This is a genomic window from Corynebacterium sp. KPL2850 (genome assembly GCF_040225855.1).
In the GTDB taxonomy this organism is placed as follows: Bacteria; Actinomycetota; Actinomycetes; order Mycobacteriales; family Mycobacteriaceae; genus Corynebacterium.
In genome coordinates this window covers 30,165-44,062 of sequence record NZ_JBEHFV010000004.1, presented here as the reverse complement: position 1 = coordinate 44,062, position 13,898 = coordinate 30,165, and the positions used below count along the sequence as shown (strand labels likewise).

General features: G+C 59.8%; 12 protein-coding genes. 5 read left to right on the top strand and 7 right to left on the bottom strand.

Going from position 1 to position 13,898, the window contains the following annotated elements; genetic code table 11:
• Window positions 1-64: 64 nt before the first annotated feature.
• The 4 genes from serA to ABRP93_RS02265 all read left to right on the top strand — a co-directional run bounded on the left by serA (window position 65) and on the right by ABRP93_RS02265 (window position 4,356).
• The gene (gene serA, locus ABRP93_RS02280) at window positions 65-1,651 is read left to right on the top strand and encodes a phosphoglycerate dehydrogenase (RefSeq protein ID WP_349886736.1); all 1,587 of its coding nucleotides are present in this window, start codon (window positions 65-67) and stop codon (window positions 1,649-1,651) included.
• 132 nt (window positions 1,652-1,783) lie between these two features.
• Window positions 1,784-2,803: a 3-isopropylmalate dehydrogenase gene (locus ABRP93_RS02275; RefSeq protein WP_349886735.1), complete on the top strand. Its 1,020-nt coding sequence runs from the start codon at window positions 1,784-1,786 to the stop codon at window positions 2,801-2,803.
• A gap of 115 nt (window positions 2,804-2,918) precedes the next feature.
• Window positions 2,919-3,731, top strand: a complete 813-nt coding sequence (locus ABRP93_RS02270) for a fumarylacetoacetate hydrolase family protein (RefSeq protein ID WP_284782948.1) — start codon at window positions 2,919-2,921, stop codon at window positions 3,729-3,731.
• A gap of 52 nt (window positions 3,732-3,783) precedes the next feature.
• Complete coding sequence (locus ABRP93_RS02265) at window positions 3,784-4,356, top strand: class I SAM-dependent methyltransferase (protein ID WP_502879269.1); 573 nt, start codon at window positions 3,784-3,786, stop codon at window positions 4,354-4,356.
• A gap of 10 nt (window positions 4,357-4,366) precedes the next feature.
• Here the strand turns inward: ABRP93_RS02265 and ABRP93_RS02260 are convergent, their stop codons facing one another.
• A complete protein-coding gene (locus tag ABRP93_RS02260; RefSeq protein ID WP_349886733.1) occupies window positions 4,367-5,470 on the bottom strand; it encodes an isochorismate synthase in 1,104 nt (367 codons plus the stop codon).
• A 109-nt stretch (window positions 5,471-5,579) separates the two neighbouring features.
• Between ABRP93_RS02260 and ABRP93_RS02255 the strand changes: the two genes are divergently transcribed.
• Window positions 5,580-6,686: a CE1 family esterase gene (locus ABRP93_RS02255; RefSeq protein ID WP_349886731.1), complete on the top strand. Its 1,107-nt coding sequence runs from the start codon at window positions 5,580-5,582 to the stop codon at window positions 6,684-6,686.
• 24 nt (window positions 6,687-6,710) lie between these two features.
• On the opposite strand, the gene ABRP93_RS02250 is transcribed toward ABRP93_RS02255, so the two are convergent.
• Genes ABRP93_RS02250 through ABRP93_RS02225 form a run of 6 tightly spaced genes read right to left on the bottom strand, consistent with a single transcriptional unit; the run spans window position 6,711 to window position 13,873 of the window.
• The gene (locus ABRP93_RS02250; RefSeq protein ID WP_349886730.1) at window positions 6,711-8,258 is read right to left on the bottom strand and encodes a choice-of-anchor M domain-containing protein; all 1,548 of its coding nucleotides are present in this window, start codon (window positions 8,256-8,258) and stop codon (window positions 6,711-6,713) included.
• On the bottom strand, window positions 8,255-9,175 hold the full coding sequence (locus ABRP93_RS02245) for an anchored repeat-type ABC transporter permease subunit (protein WP_349886729.1): 921 nt from the start codon (window positions 9,173-9,175) through the stop codon (window positions 8,255-8,257). Before ABRP93_RS02245 ends, ABRP93_RS02250 begins: the two co-directional genes overlap by 4 nt.
• Complete coding sequence (locus ABRP93_RS02240; protein ID WP_349886728.1) at window positions 9,172-9,906, bottom strand: anchored repeat-type ABC transporter ATP-binding subunit; 735 nt, start codon at window positions 9,904-9,906, stop codon at window positions 9,172-9,174. Before ABRP93_RS02240 ends, ABRP93_RS02245 begins: the two co-directional genes overlap by 4 nt.
• Window positions 9,893-10,783 (bottom strand): choice-of-anchor M domain-containing protein, encoded by an 891-nt coding sequence (locus ABRP93_RS02235; protein ID WP_349886726.1) that lies wholly within the window; start codon window positions 10,781-10,783, stop codon window positions 9,893-9,895. The genes ABRP93_RS02240 and ABRP93_RS02235 overlap by 14 nt, the downstream gene beginning before the upstream one ends.
• Complete coding sequence (locus ABRP93_RS02230) at window positions 10,776-12,281, bottom strand: anchored repeat ABC transporter, substrate-binding protein (protein WP_349886725.1); 1,506 nt, start codon at window positions 12,279-12,281, stop codon at window positions 10,776-10,778. Before ABRP93_RS02230 ends, ABRP93_RS02235 begins: the two co-directional genes overlap by 8 nt.
• Window positions 12,281-13,873, bottom strand: a complete 1,593-nt coding sequence (locus ABRP93_RS02225; RefSeq protein WP_349886724.1) for a choice-of-anchor M domain-containing protein — start codon at window positions 13,871-13,873, stop codon at window positions 12,281-12,283. The genes ABRP93_RS02230 and ABRP93_RS02225 overlap by 1 nt, the downstream gene beginning before the upstream one ends.
• Between the last annotated feature and the right edge of the window lie 25 nt (window positions 13,874-13,898).

Sequence of the window (13,898 nt, the reverse complement as noted above, 5' to 3'; positions counted from 1 at the left end):
ACTACACTTCCTTCACACGCGGTGATTTTCGCGTAATGCACAACGAATTGAAACGAAGGATGATATGTCGAAGCCGGTAGTTCTTATCGCCGATAAATTGGCCCAATCCACAGTGACGGCTTTGGGGGATTCTGTCGAGGTGCGCTGGGTAGATGGCCCGAACCGCGAGGAATTGCTTGCTGCGGTTCCAGAAGCAGATGCGCTGCTCGTGCGCTCTGCCACCACAGTCGACGCTGAAGTTCTAGAAGCCGCGCCCAAGCTTAAGATTGTGGGTCGCGCGGGCGTGGGACTCGATAACGTGGATATTGACACCGCCACCAACAAAGGCGTCATGGTGGTCAACGCTCCTACCTCCAATATCCACTCTGCGTGCGAGCAGGCGATTGCCTTGCTTTTGGCCACTGCCCGCCAGATTCCAGCGGCGGATCAGTCCTTGCGCGAGGGCGAGTGGAAGCGCTCTTCCTTCAAGGGCGTGGAGGTCTACGGCAAGACTATTGGTATCGTCGGCTTCGGCCACATCGGTCAGCTTTTTGCACAGCGGTTGAGCGCCTTTGAAACGAAGATTATTGCCTACGATCCTTATGCCAATCCGGCGCGTGCGGCAGCGCTTGGCGTGGAATTGGTCGAGCTTGAAGAGCTGATGGCGCAGGCAGACTTTGTCACCATTCACCTGCCCAAGACGCCCGAGACTGCCGGAATGTTCGATGCGGAGCTTTTGGCCAAGGCAAAGGAAGGCCAGATTCTGATCAACGCCGCCCGCGGCGGCCTCGTAGATGAGCAGGCCTTGGCGGATTCTATTACTTCCGGCCACCACCGCGGTGCGGGCTTTGACGTCTACTCCACGGAGCCGTGCACGGATTCCCCGTTGTTTAAGCTGCCGCAGGTCACGGTGTCGCCGCACCTGGGCGCGTCCACCGTGGAGGCACAGGATCGCGCGGGTACCGATGTCGCCGCATCTGTGCTCAAGGCTCTGGCCGGCGAGTTTGTTCCCGATGCGGTCAACGTCTCCGGCGGCACGGTGGGCGAAGAGGTTGCCGGTTGGCTCGACCTCGCCCGCAAGCTGGGCCTTACCGCCGGGCGCCTGCTTGATCAGGCTCCCGTCGCCGTGGAGATCGAAGCCTGCGGCGAGCTGTCCACTGAGGATGTGGACGTGCTGGGCCTTTCCGCCGTCCGCGGCCTGTTTAGCGGTGTGACCTCGGAGCCGGTTACCTTCGTCAACGCGATGCAGATTGCTGAGAGCCGTGGGGTCGAAGTTTCGGTATCCACCAACCCAGAATCCAGGGGGCACCGTTCTTCCTTGCAGGTCAAGGTCATTAGCGCGGAAGGCGTGACCTCCTCGCTCACCGGTGCTCTCATTGGCATCGATGGCACCGAAAAGTTTGTGCGCATCAATGGCCGCGGCGTGGATATGCGGGCCGAGGGCCGCAACCTGTTCTTCCGTTATGCCGATGCCCCAGGCGCGCTGGGTACCGTGGGTACCAAGCTGGGTGCGGCGGGTATCAACATCATCGCTGCAGCCCTGACGCAGGGAAAGCAGGAATCCGATGCCGTGCTCATTTTGCGCGTGGAGTCCGAGGTGCCAGATTCTCTCATCGAGGAGATCAACTCCGCCCTTGGCGCTACGTGCCAGCAATTCGATATGGATGAATAACCTCACCGCAGGCTAGGACGATTAGCCTAACCGCGTACTCATGCCCGCCCATCGCGCAGACTTACTGCGATGGGCGGGTTTTCTTTGGTAGGCTAATGCCTAATCCACTATGTGAGAAAGGAATCCTATCCAATGAAATTAGCGGTTATTGGCGGCGACGGTATTGGGCCGGAAGTAACGGCGGAAGCCCTGAAGGTGTTGCGCGCGGTGCGCAGCGATATTGAAACTACCGACTATGACTTGGGCGCGCGGCGATACCTGCGCAATGGCGAGCTTTTAACGGACGCAGACTTAGCCAGCTTGCGCGAGCACGATGCCATTTTGCTGGGTGCCATCGGCGCGCCAGGCGAGGTTCCTCCAGGCGTTTTGGAGCGCGGCCTGCTATTGAAGATGCGTTTTGCGCTCGATCACCACGTGAACCTGCGCCCTTCCATTTTGTATCCCACGGCCCACTCGCCGTTGGCTAACCCTGGCGAGATTGACTTCGTCGTGGTGCGTGAAGGCACCGAGGGCCTGTACTGCGGCAATGGTGGCACGCTGCGGGAAGGAACGCCGCACGAGGTAGCCAGCGAGGTTTCGCAAAATACCCGCTTCGGGGTAGAGCGCGTGGTGCGCGATGCTTTCGAGCGGGCATCGCAGCGCCGCAAGCACCTGACCCTAGTGCACAAGACCAATGTGCTCGTTAACGCCGGCGATTTGTGGCACCGCACGGTAGAAGAAGTTGCGAGGGAATATCCGGAGGTGGAGGTGGACTACAACCACATCGATGCCGCGACCATCTACATGGTGACGGATCCTGCCCGTTACGATGTCATCGTGACCGATAACCTCTTTGGGGACATCTTAACGGACTTAGCAGGCGCTATTACCGGCGGAATTGGGTTGGCTGCTTCGGGCAATATTGATGCCTCGGGCGAGAACCCCTCCATGTTTGAGCCAGTGCACGGTTCGGCACCCGATATTGCTGGACAAGGCATCGCGGATCCGACTGCGGCTATCTTGTCGGCGGCGATGCTTTTGCGGCAGTTGGGTGATGAAGCCAATGCACAGAAGGTGGAAAAGGCGGTGGCGGAGGACATCGCCAAGCGCGGCGATGCCCCAATCAAGACCGTCGAGGTAGGAGACCGCATCGCGGCGAGCCTGCAAGCTTAAGCGCGAGGAGTCCTTTGTGTGAATGCGGTGTTGGCAGCGAACTGAATAATCTTTGCAAATTAACACCGCAAACTTTGCACACATGTAAAGGCTACCTTTTAGTAGGATGGCCGTTATGCGTTTAGGACGAATTGCACACCCAGAAGGAATTTGCTTTGCCATCATTGACGGGCCACAAGACGCCCCGATGGAGGAGCTTGTAGCTAAAGAGATCTCCGGCACCCCGTTTACCCCGCCGGAGCCCACCGGCCGGGAATGGAAGCTGGGCGAGGTGCGGCTCTTGGCGCCGACCCTGCCCACCAAGGTAGTGGCGCTCGGCCGCAACTATGCCGACCACGTGGCGGAGGTATTTAAGAAGTCCTCCGATAAACTGCCGCCAACCATCTTCTTGAAGCCCTCGACTGCGGTCATCGGCCCTAATGAGGCCATCAAGATTCCGGATTATGCCACCAACGTGGAATTTGAGGGCGAGCTGGCCGTGGTTATTTCCAAGCCATCGAAGAATATCAAGGCTGAGAACTGGAAAGACCACGTGCTCGGCTATACCATCTGCAACGACGTCTCCTCCCGTGACCTGCAGTTCAAGGATGGTCAGTGGGCGCGCGCCAAGGGCATTGATACCTTCTGCCCCTTGGGTCCGTGGATTGAAACGGACCTGGATAGCTTGGATCTTGATGATCAGAAGATCAATGCGTACCTGACCCACGATGGTTCCCGTGAGCAGAAGCAGGATTCCAATACGGATCAGATGATCGTCAAGATGGGCGGCATCTTGGAAGAGATTTCTGCCGCATATACTTTGCTGCCTGGCGATGTCATCACTACCGGCTCGCCCGCCGGAACCGCCCCGATGGTGCCAGGCGATACCATTGAAATTGAGATTCCAGGGGTTGGCACTTTGCGCAATACCATCTCTAGGGCGCAGTAGGTTCACCCAAAAGCAGCTGCCGCTGGCGAGGTACTGGTAGAAGGAGAACGGCGTGCCGGAGCATTCGCATCAAGGCCACCACGGGTCTGCGCCCAGCGCACAGGAAATGGAGGAGCGCTATCGGTCTGCTGCGCAGGTGTGGTCGGGGAGTCCGAATGCCACGCTGGTGGACTATGCCAGCGACCTTCCAGTCGGTACCGCGCTCGATATCGGCTGCGGGGAAGGCGCCGATGCCCAGTGGCTGCACGAGCGTGGCTGGCAGGTGCTCGGCATCGACTTTGCCCCGACGGCCGTGGCTCGGACCAAGGCGCGGGGAGTGCCCGCCGAGGTTGCCACCTTTGATGAATTCAGCCACGCCCCATTTGATTTAGTCACCGTGCATTACGGCAGTGTCCGTGCCACCGCACGGGAAGTAGCACTGCTGGAAAAGCTCGTCGCCAAGGGCGGAACCTTACTCTATGTTCACCATGACATGCAGTCAGAAGAGATTGCCATGCCGGAATGGCTGGCGGAAAACCTGACCGAATTGACGGTGCAGACCTTTCGGCGATCGCCGCGCCGTGTTTCTGGCGGCGCGGGAGCCCACCACACCAGCGATGTAATCCTCGTGGCGAAGCGGCTCTAAGTCGCACCGCTTAAAGGCTCAGCGCCCGTAAGATCGTCTGGAGCTTGGCGGTGGTTTCTTCCAGCTCCGCTTGGGCATTGGAGGCACCCACTACGCCGCCGCCGGCCCAGGCGCGGGCGGAGAGGCCATCGCCGGCAACTTCCGCGCAACGGATAGCTACCATGTATTCACCGTCGCCGGAGCTATCGCACCAGCCGACGGTGCCGGCATAGAAGCCGCGGTCGGTCTCTGCGGTCTCAATAAGCGCCTGCGCCGCTTCCGTCGGCGTGCCACAGATTGCGGGGGTGGGGTGGACAACTTCTGCCAATTCCAGGGCGGTGAGGTCTTTATCCCGCAAGGTACCGGTAACCGGCGTGCCCAAGTGCCACATTTCATTGGTGTGTATGAGCTGCGGGGTATCGGGGATATCGAGGCTGCTGCACAGTGGTTCTAGCACCTTGCGCAGGTGATCTACCACAAAGGAATGCTCGAGCAGATCCTTGGCTGAGTGCAAGAGGTCTTGGCTGGCAATGTGGTCCGCCGCTTTATTGGCCCGGCGCGGGGTAGAGCCGGCGAGCGGGAATGCAGACACGGTCGAGCCTTGGCGCTTGATCAGCACCTCTGGCGAAGAACCGACCAGCATGGCCCCTGGGCGGCCCGCAGGGGAGAGATCCGCAATGAAGCCATCGCGGTTGACGGAGAGATCGATAAGGCGCGCGGCCACCAGCCGCGGATCGATGGGGGAGGTAAATTCGATATCGACCGCGCGGGCTAAAACCACCTTTTCTAGCTTCGAGGTTTCGATGGTGCCGATGGCCGCCTCCACGCGGCGTAGGTGCTCTTCGGGTTCTGGATCAAAGCCCACGACGCGGGACTTGAGCGTTTGATTGCGGTAGAACGCATGTGGCTCTAGCGGGCCGTCTTCCCGGATGATTGATTCTGGCACGGTCAGGGCGGCGGGGGTATCGGAATCAAAGGGGATGGCGCCAACGACCATCTCGGCCTCGCCTCGGTGCAGGGCGTCAACCGCAGCCTCGGCATTGGTAAAGGTGTCCCGCGCACCTTGGGTACGGACAGACCCCGTTGCCCGGGAGAGCAAAAAATCGGGGGCGGTGCTTGGTCTGTCTTCGTGCATGGGGATCTAGCTTAGTGCCTCATTAAAAGTTGGTAGAAATTGCCCTCCGCCAAGCGTGTGGGCACCCGCGGGCACAACCGATGTAACTATTGTTACTTAAGTGGCTAATGTGACTAAAGTTTTTCTTCGATTTACCTATCTCTTGTCCGCGCTCCTAGTGGCAGGCGCAGCCTTAAGCGTGCCGGCAATGGCGCAGGAACAAGAAGGTGCCGGATCACCGGTAGAACCGACGCACCCGGCGCCTGTGCCAGAACAAGACCACCACTCCGGCGAGCCCGTGATTCCAGAACCAGACGGCTCGCATCTGCTCCCTGAAGGTGTCACTGAATCGACGCCTCGTGATGCTGAGGCGCACCCGTCTACTGACGGTGAGCCTCCGCTTCCGGGTAATTCGGAGCCGGCTCCACCTGCACCTTCTGCTGATCACAGTATTAATCCTGATCCGGCTATTGCACCGGGAACTATGGAATCGCTCGAGATGGAACACGAAGGAAAACAGCGCCGCTACCTGGTGCGTATCCCCGATAATTATTCGCCCGAGAAACCATCCCCGGTGCTTTTTGGATTTGGCGGTTGGGGAGATTCCCCGGAAAACTTCTCCAGTTACGCCCGAATGGGAAATACGTCAGCCACCGATGAGGCCATCATCATTTACCCGGAGGGCTACGAACGCGCTTGGGAAGCAGCGCCATATGCCAAAACTCATGACGGTGAAGATATCCGCTTTATCAAGCGCATCTTGGATGCTGTAGATGCGGACTATCACGTGGATCGCAATCGCGTCTACGCCATGGGAATGTCCAATGGCGGGGGCTTTACCTCCGTATTGGGCTGTCACGCGCAAGATACGTTTGCTGCGGTTGCCATGGTCTCCGGAGCTTTTTATAACCCCGTTGAAACCAATTGCGGGGATGCGCCAATGCATACACTTATCATGCACGGCACCCGCGACCAGATGATGACCTATGAAGGCGGTGACCGGCACGAAGCTGGTTATCTACCTGTGCGCACCGTCTTGGGAGGGTATCTCAACCGCAATCGCTGCGATATGACCTTCCAATCCCAGGCGGATATTGGAGGAGCCGAGCGCCTGAACTTCAACGGTTGCCAAAAGGACGTGGAATTGGTCAAGGTGCCTGCCGAACACACGTGGTTTTGGCAGCCGGATACCCCGAATGTTGTGTGGGACTTCCTATCTACCAAGACACGCGTGTAGCCCTAGGCGGTACTTTTTGGGCTTCTAGTCGATGCGCGGGATCTGCGTCGTGGCATCATCGGCCTGCGGCGGCACTGGCTGTTCTGGCTCCTCAGGTTGTTCGCCGGCTAGCTTCTTCTTGCGGAAGAATTGGACATAGACCAAAAGGCCAATCCCTAGCACCAGTGCGAATGCACCGAGGCCCGCCAAAATGCCCGCCCAAAAGCTGCTCTTGGTCAGTGAGGCGGTGTAAGCGGCACCGGAAAGCGCCTCATTGTTGTGGTCCTTGCCACCCGCAGACGCGTTGGGTGCCGGCGCCGAGCTGCGGTTCTCAGACTTAGCGCCCTTAGATTTGCTGTCCTTAGACTTGCTGCTCTTTGACTGTGGGGTAGCCTTGCCCGCAGATTTCTGGCCAGAACTTCCGCCGGATTTGGATTGCGCGGCCTTAGAACCGGAGCGAGAGCCGCTGCTTGCCGATGATCCCTTCGACGAACCCCCACCCGAATTGCGCGACGCAGCACCAGAGCCGGCCCCAGAACCGTGGGCTTGGTTGGTCTTGCTCTGGCCAGAACCGCGAGCAGTGCCCTTGGTGGATCCGGACTTCGACCCAGACTTGGAGCCTTGGTTAGATCCCTGCTTCGAACCAGATTTCTTGGCTTCTTTCGAGCCTCCGGACTGGCCCTGCTTAGACGGCTTATCGCCGGATTTATCCTTGGCGTCTTTGTCCTTCTTGTTATCGCCCTCGAGGAATTTTTGGCCTTCCTTCAGGGTATTTTCCAGCTCCTTATCCAGGCCCGCGATGGCCTTATCTACGCCTTTAATATCCTTGGCCAGCTGTTCTGGGCGGGAGGTTCCGCCCGAAGGGGCACTGGCCTCGGCATCGTCGGATTCTTCGTAGTCGACACCGCACAGCTCTGCTGCATCCGCATCATCGCCGACGAGGAATCCCGCGTGCAGGTGGTGGCGGGAGCCATCGGGAAGCTCAAAGGTAAAGCTGACGGCGTAGGTGCCCGGCTTGGTAAAAGCGAAGGCGGGGTGAGCGTGGGATCTGCCGGGATAATCCCAGGCGGTCCCGTCCTCGGTATCCATCCGCACCTTAAGCTCGCCGATGCCCTCATTTTGGAAGGCCACAATGCGCCCATCTTCGGGCCCGGACGCGATGGCCATGCTGAGAGTCGCGGTCTGCTTCGAGCCAAGGTATTCCTCGGAGAGTTCTTGGGTATTAAAGCCCAACCACGGAACATCCTCAATCTGGGTTTGCGGCAGCACCCATCCTTCCTCGGGCAAGGATGGGATATCGAGAGCAGAAATACGCTGCTTGTTCTTATCCGCTACCTCGACCGCGAATTCTTCCGACTGGTATTCCTTGCGTGCGTGGTCATCTTTGACCACAAAGTCGATATCCCCGCCATCATCTTTCAACGCCATGTCTTGGTGGCCTTCGGTAATGCGGATAAAGTCCTCAGCGCTGCAGGTCTCTGCGGCATGCGCGGTGGTTAGAGCGGAAGAGGGCAGGCCCACACCGGTGAGGGTTCCCACGCTGAGGAATCCGGCGGTGCCTAGGGCAAGAGCGGTACGGCACAAGGGTTTCATGATTCGATGGTTTCCTTTCGTGGGGTGTTCTCGGAAGCGTTCGCTGGCACGCGAAGAGAAGAGTGGCCTGGCTTGCGGCGAGAGCGTAGGAAGGGATGCAGGGCCCAGACAATGAGGAAGAGGAACGTGAGGGTGAGCACGATGGTTGCGCCCGCGGGAAGATCGATGGCCCACGCCAAATAGATGCCAAAGAAGCTGCACACTGCGCCGATGATGGCGGAGAGGAACATCATCGTGGTCAGGTTGGCCGTGAGCAGGCGCGCCGTGGCGGCCGGGGTAATCAGCAGGGCGAGGACCAAGATATTGCCGATGGTGCTCACGGAAATGACCACCGCGGCGGTCACGCACAGGTAGAGGATGATATCCAGGGCGAAGACCGGCAGGCCCATGGCGCGGGCGGTCTCCCGGTCCAAGCAGGTGGCGTTCAGCTGCGGACCAAAGGCCACGACCACTGCCAGGACCACCAGGCAGACGCTTGCGGCGACGGTGATATCTGAACGCGAAACGCCGGTGAGCGATCCGAAGAGGAAGCTGGTCAGCGATGCGCTATAGCCATCCGTGCGCGAAATAATCACCATGCCCAAAGCAAAGGCGGCGGCAAAAAATATGCCGATGATGGAATCCGCGCGCACGTGGTTGCGTTGCGAAAACGCAGCGATGAGCACCGCGACGACCGCGCCGGCAACCGCCCCGCCCAGCAACACCGAAGTCTGCAGCGCAAAGGCGATGGCCAGGCCAGGGAACACGGCGTGCGAGACGGCATCGCCAATAAAGGCCATGCCACGCAGCACCACATAACAGCCGATGACCCCGCACACGATGGCGGCGATGAGCGAAATGCCCACCGCCCGAGCGAGGAAATCGAGGTGGGGATTGGTCAAATCCCGCAAGAAATCGATAAATGAGATATCAATCATGCAGCTACTCCAATCGCAGCGAGCAACGGGGAAGAGGCACTGACGCCAAACGCGCGGGTCCACGGATCCTTCTTGGCCAAAAGCTCATCGGCGGGACCATCTGCAATAACCGTCCGATTAAAAAGCACCAGGCGCTTGCACGTGTGCGCCGCCTCCGACAGGTTATGGGTAGACATCACGATGGATTTTCCTTGCGCCGCAAGCACGGCGAAAAGCTCTAATAAGGCCTCGGTATTTGGGGCATCGAGCCCGGTAAAAGGTTCATCGAGTAGTAAGACCTCCGGCTGAATAGCCAGGGCGCGGGCAATCAATACGCGCTGGCGCTGGCCCCCGGAAAGCTCCTCGATGGGACGGGAGGCAAATTCCTCCATATGTACCAAGCGCAGCGCCTCCGCGGCGGCTGCGTGATCCTTTTTCCCAGGGCGCTTAAACCATCCGATGAGCCCGGTGCGCCCGCTGAGTACGGTGCGGTACACGTTGATGGGAAAGCCCCATTCCACCTCGTGGCGTTGCGGAACATAGCCCACAGATCCGGTGACGGTGCATGTGCCAGAGGAGGGTATAAGACCCAAAATGGCGCGCATCAGCGTGGTTTTGCCGGCACCATTGGGGCCTAAGAGCCCAATGAATTCACCGGTGCCTACTTCGAGATTGGCATCTTCAATAACGGTGCGGCCAGATAGTGCTACCTGCAATCCGCGCACCTGAATGCACGGCTTAGGCATGGCCATCGCCCCGCTTGCGGGATTTCACGAGCACGGTAACACCAGCGACCAGCACGATGATTCCGCCGCCGACCAAAACATAAACCCAGACCGGAAGGGAAGAATCCTCGGTCGTGGCCTCTGCTGGGTTCCACTCCGTATCCTGGGCGGCCTGGGTATCTGCGCCGTCGCCCACAGCGAAGGTCAGCACGCCGTCGGTACTAAACTCCTCGCCGTTTGTGGTTTCACCCTTAATCCGGATGCCCACCTGGTGGGTGCCCGGCTCAGTAAAAGTCCAGTTGGCGTGGGTGTGCGTATTGAGATCTACCCAGAACTCAGACTCGCTTTTTTCTGCCGTAGACCACAGCAGCTGGGGTGCCTCAAAGCCGCCGTTTTGCAAAAAGAGGGAAAAATCTCCTGGGCCGGAGTGGCCGAGGAATTCCATGGTGACGCCGCGATCGGCGTTATCGACAAGCGAAGGCGCCTGGGTATTCCACCCCAGCCACGGAACGCCGACCTGCTCAGTCTGCGGGACAACCCAAACATCCTCGCCGGATTGGGCTCCGACGAAGCTGAAGTCCTCGGTATCCGGCAGCGTTTGCTGGGCCGCATCGCCTACCGAAAATACCAGGTCATCGAGGTGACGCCACACCGGGGATTCGCCCGCATCATCCCGGGCCAATAGCTCGGCATCAGACCCGTTGAGCAGAGTGCCGATATCAACGTGGCCGGCATCGATGACCTTTTCTTCGCCCTCTGGCGCAACGGTCTCATTCGCGCCGACCACCTGCGCGAGGTCGCCGGCCCAGGCAGGCGTTGCGGATACGGCGAGGCCCGCAGTGACGATGCAGGCCGCCGTGCGAGTGGCCGCGCGGGTAACGGTACGAGAGGCAAGGTTAAGCATGGTTATCTCCATTCGAAGGATGTAGGCAACGCTGCAACGAGTCAGCATTGAATTTCATGAGGTCGATATAAGTAGGCACGGCATCATCAAGCGTGTCGCCATAAATGGGGCACAGCTCCACGTTTTGCTGCGCGGCGGCCTCCTTCAGCGTGCTAGCGCTGGCTTGCTCCACCGGTTCCACAAAGACAGCAGGAAGGTGCAGGTTCTCCAGCGTCCGGCGCAGGGCAATGACCTCGCGGGGCGAGGGCTCAATGGCGGGATTGGGGGTTACGAACCCGGCCACGGAAAGGCCGTAGCCTTGCTCTAAGTAGGCATAGCCGTGGTGGGTGGTGACCAAGTGCCGATTACTCTGCGGGATTGACGAAATCGCGCGGTCCACATACTCGTCCAGCTCGCGCAATTCCGCGATATAAGACTCGGCGCGGGCGCGGTAATCGGCGCCGTGCGACGGATCCGCATTCGCCATTTCTTCAGCGATGACATCGACATAGGCAATGGCATTGTCCACGTTGTGCCATAAGTGTGGGTCCACCTCGCCGTGGATATGTTTGCCCAAGACCGCCTGGGGGAGCAGGTACGTATCCGCGCCGGGCGTGCCCAAAAAGCGATAAGCAGGATCCGGTGGAATGGGCTGCAGGACCGAGGAGGGGACCGCCACCGCGGTATGCGCGGGGTCAAAATGCTGGTCTTGATCGCGCAGATCAATAGATCTCTCTGCTACATCAGCGGCGATATCCACGTGGCCGGAATCAATGACATCCATATCTTCCGGCGGGTTCACGCCAACCGCGACAGTTAGGTGCTCTACCTCCGTGCCATCTGCCTGAAAGCCGAGCTTATAGATGCCCGGTTCCGAAAAGCCCCACGAGACGTGCGTGTGCGCATTAGCAGGGAGGGTGACCGCGTCATCGCCAGCTTCGATGCCATCGGCGCTATTAAATAGCACTTCCGGCGTACCGAAGGTGGAGACCACGTAGGCAGCGACATCGCCAGGGCCCTCGGCAGAGACCATGCGGAAGTCGACGCCGGAGTTGCGCTGTTCGGCGCCGCTGATGCGCAGGCCCAACCAGATGGCGTCCAGGGAGACATCTTCTACCAGCGGCACGAGGGTCGCTCCCCGGGTGGAGGCCGAGTCAGCGACTTCCACCACGGGTGCATTCGTGGACTCGTGCAAGGTATCTATCAGGGACTGCGGTTCCAGGAGGTACCCATTGCTCAAGGCAAGATCCGCATTGGCCACATTGCGCACCGTGCGCAGCGTCGGCTCAAAGGTGTGCGGGTCCTTTCCACTGGGGATGAGTCCGGTGACCGAGGCATCCTCGCCAGCGACGTGGCGCGCCATATCCGCCAAAATCGGCGTCGTCGCCACCACGCTGAAGCGATCCGAGGTATCCACCGCTGCCGAGGTCGTGCATCCTGTCGCAAGGAGGGAGACGCTCAAGAGCGCCCCGACGGCCTGCAGCCCGCGCGGTACGAAACGGTAGTGGGGCACTGGCATTAATTCTTTGCCCTCGCGACAGCGAGCCGTGCGATGCCCAGGCCAAGGAACAGCATGCCCAGACCGAGCACGCCGATACTGAGCGGCATGGTGGGGGTCCCAGTATTGGCGAGAGCCGCGTTGCCGCCCTTTCCGGATGCGTTCGCACCGGAACCGCTAGCGGCATCCTGGCCAGCGCCGGAGCCATTAGAGCCCGCGCCGGCTGCGGCGCCAACACCGCAGTCGCCGCCCTCCGGGTTTACTTCCGCGCCCAGGTCAAAGTGGCCATTATCGAAGGCACCATCTGGCTTGCCGCCGCCCACGACGAAGTGCAGCGTTGCCTGGCCGGCTACCTGCTTGTCGGCGGAGGTTTGGGCCACTTGGCGGATGGTGACGTCGTAGGTGCCCTGCTTTTCGAAGACCCAGTTAGGGTGCACGTGGGTATTGGGCGCGATATTGTAGCTGCCTTCAACGGCGCCGTTTGCGCCGCGGAACCATTCATCACCGACGATCTTGCCCAGGCCACCCTGGCTGTAGACCATCATGGCGCCAGGGCCCTTCATATCAACGAGCTCCCAGGTGACGTCACCCGGAATGTGCTCGCGCATGGAAGGGCTCTGGGTATTTGCACCGAGCCATGGCACGCCATCGACCTGCGTAGAACCGATCATCCACGCTTGGCCGGCCGATACGGGACCAACATCTTCTGGCAGTTCGACGCTGGAATTATCGGAGAGGTAAAAAGTCGCGCCATCGGCATCGCGCCACTGCGGCGGCGAAACCGTATCGTCTTTAATCTGCGGGATAATACCCGGCCGGCACTCTGGATCCGAGGACTGACCATCGCTTGCGGCGCTGCCGCCCTGTCCACTCTCGGAATTGCCATGTCCGGCTTCATTACCGGAGTTGTCTGCAGCGCCGTTGCCGCCCGCGGAGCGGTGAGTGGAGGTGGCATCGCCGCCTTCGCCCACCTGCCAGGTATAGGTCACCGCGTTACTGGTTTGGCCGTTGGAGGAGGCTTGGACGGTCATCTCATACGTACCGGCCTCGCTGAAAGCCCAGTTGACGTGGCGGTGTGCAGGCTGTGGCTGGTTAATCACCTCGCCGCTGGTGAGCTCCATCGAACCGGAATTGGTCACGGCGCCGACGTTGCCGAACCCTGAGGTTTCAAAGACATAGACCGAGCCCGGCCCAGAGATGTTGGTGAACTCGAAGTCAACACTAGTAAAGCCACCATCGCGCGCCGGCTGAGTATCCCAGCCTGGCCAGATGATATTCGGGTCCTGGGTTTGGGGCAGGAAGTAGGTCGATTCGCCAATCTCGGGAACGCCCTCGGTGGCATCGGACCATGCCGATTCTACGACTTGGAGCAGTACGTCATCGCCAGGGCGCTCGACGTGTGAACCTGTGACATCTTCCTGCATGGATAGGTGCAGCTGGCCGTCCGGCGCAGTGACGTAGAACGCATCGATATGGCCGGAATCAAAGACATCCTCGAAGGCAAAGGCCGGTGAGGCCGGAACGAAAAACGCGATAAGGGCGGTAATCACCGCCGCGATGATGCGGCTGCCAGGCCGGTGGGCTCTGGTGCGCGAAATGGTGTTGGTATCCATGGTTGAGCTTCCTTTAAAGCGCCTG

Excerpts from the sequence above, each read along its gene's own strand:
- serA (WP_349886736.1), top strand. The coding sequence starts at position 65 with ATGTCGAAGCCGGTAGTTCTTATCGCCGATAAATTGGCCCAATCCACA.
- ABRP93_RS02275 (WP_349886735.1), top strand. The coding sequence starts at position 1,784 with ATGAAATTAGCGGTTATTGGCGGCGACGGTATTGGGCCGGAAGTAACG.
- ABRP93_RS02270 (WP_284782948.1), top strand. The coding sequence starts at position 2,919 with ATGCGTTTAGGACGAATTGCACACCCAGAAGGAATTTGCTTTGCCATC.
- ABRP93_RS02260 (WP_349886733.1), bottom strand. The coding sequence starts at position 5,470 with ATGCACGAAGACAGACCAAGCACCGCCCCCGATTTTTTGCTCTCCCGG.
- ABRP93_RS02250 (WP_349886730.1), bottom strand. The coding sequence starts at position 8,258 with ATGAAACCCTTGTGCCGTACCGCTCTTGCCCTAGGCACCGCCGGATTC.
- ABRP93_RS02245 (WP_349886729.1), bottom strand. The coding sequence starts at position 9,175 with ATGATTGATATCTCATTTATCGATTTCTTGCGGGATTTGACCAATCCC.
- ABRP93_RS02240 (WP_349886728.1), bottom strand. The coding sequence starts at position 9,906 with ATGGCCATGCCTAAGCCGTGCATTCAGGTGCGCGGATTGCAGGTAGCA.
- ABRP93_RS02235 (WP_349886726.1), bottom strand. The coding sequence starts at position 10,783 with ATGCTTAACCTTGCCTCTCGTACCGTTACCCGCGCGGCCACTCGCACG.
- ABRP93_RS02230 (WP_349886725.1), bottom strand. The coding sequence starts at position 12,281 with ATGCCAGTGCCCCACTACCGTTTCGTACCGCGCGGGCTGCAGGCCGTC.
- ABRP93_RS02225 (WP_349886724.1), bottom strand. The coding sequence starts at position 13,873 with ATGGATACCAACACCATTTCGCGCACCAGAGCCCACCGGCCTGGCAGC.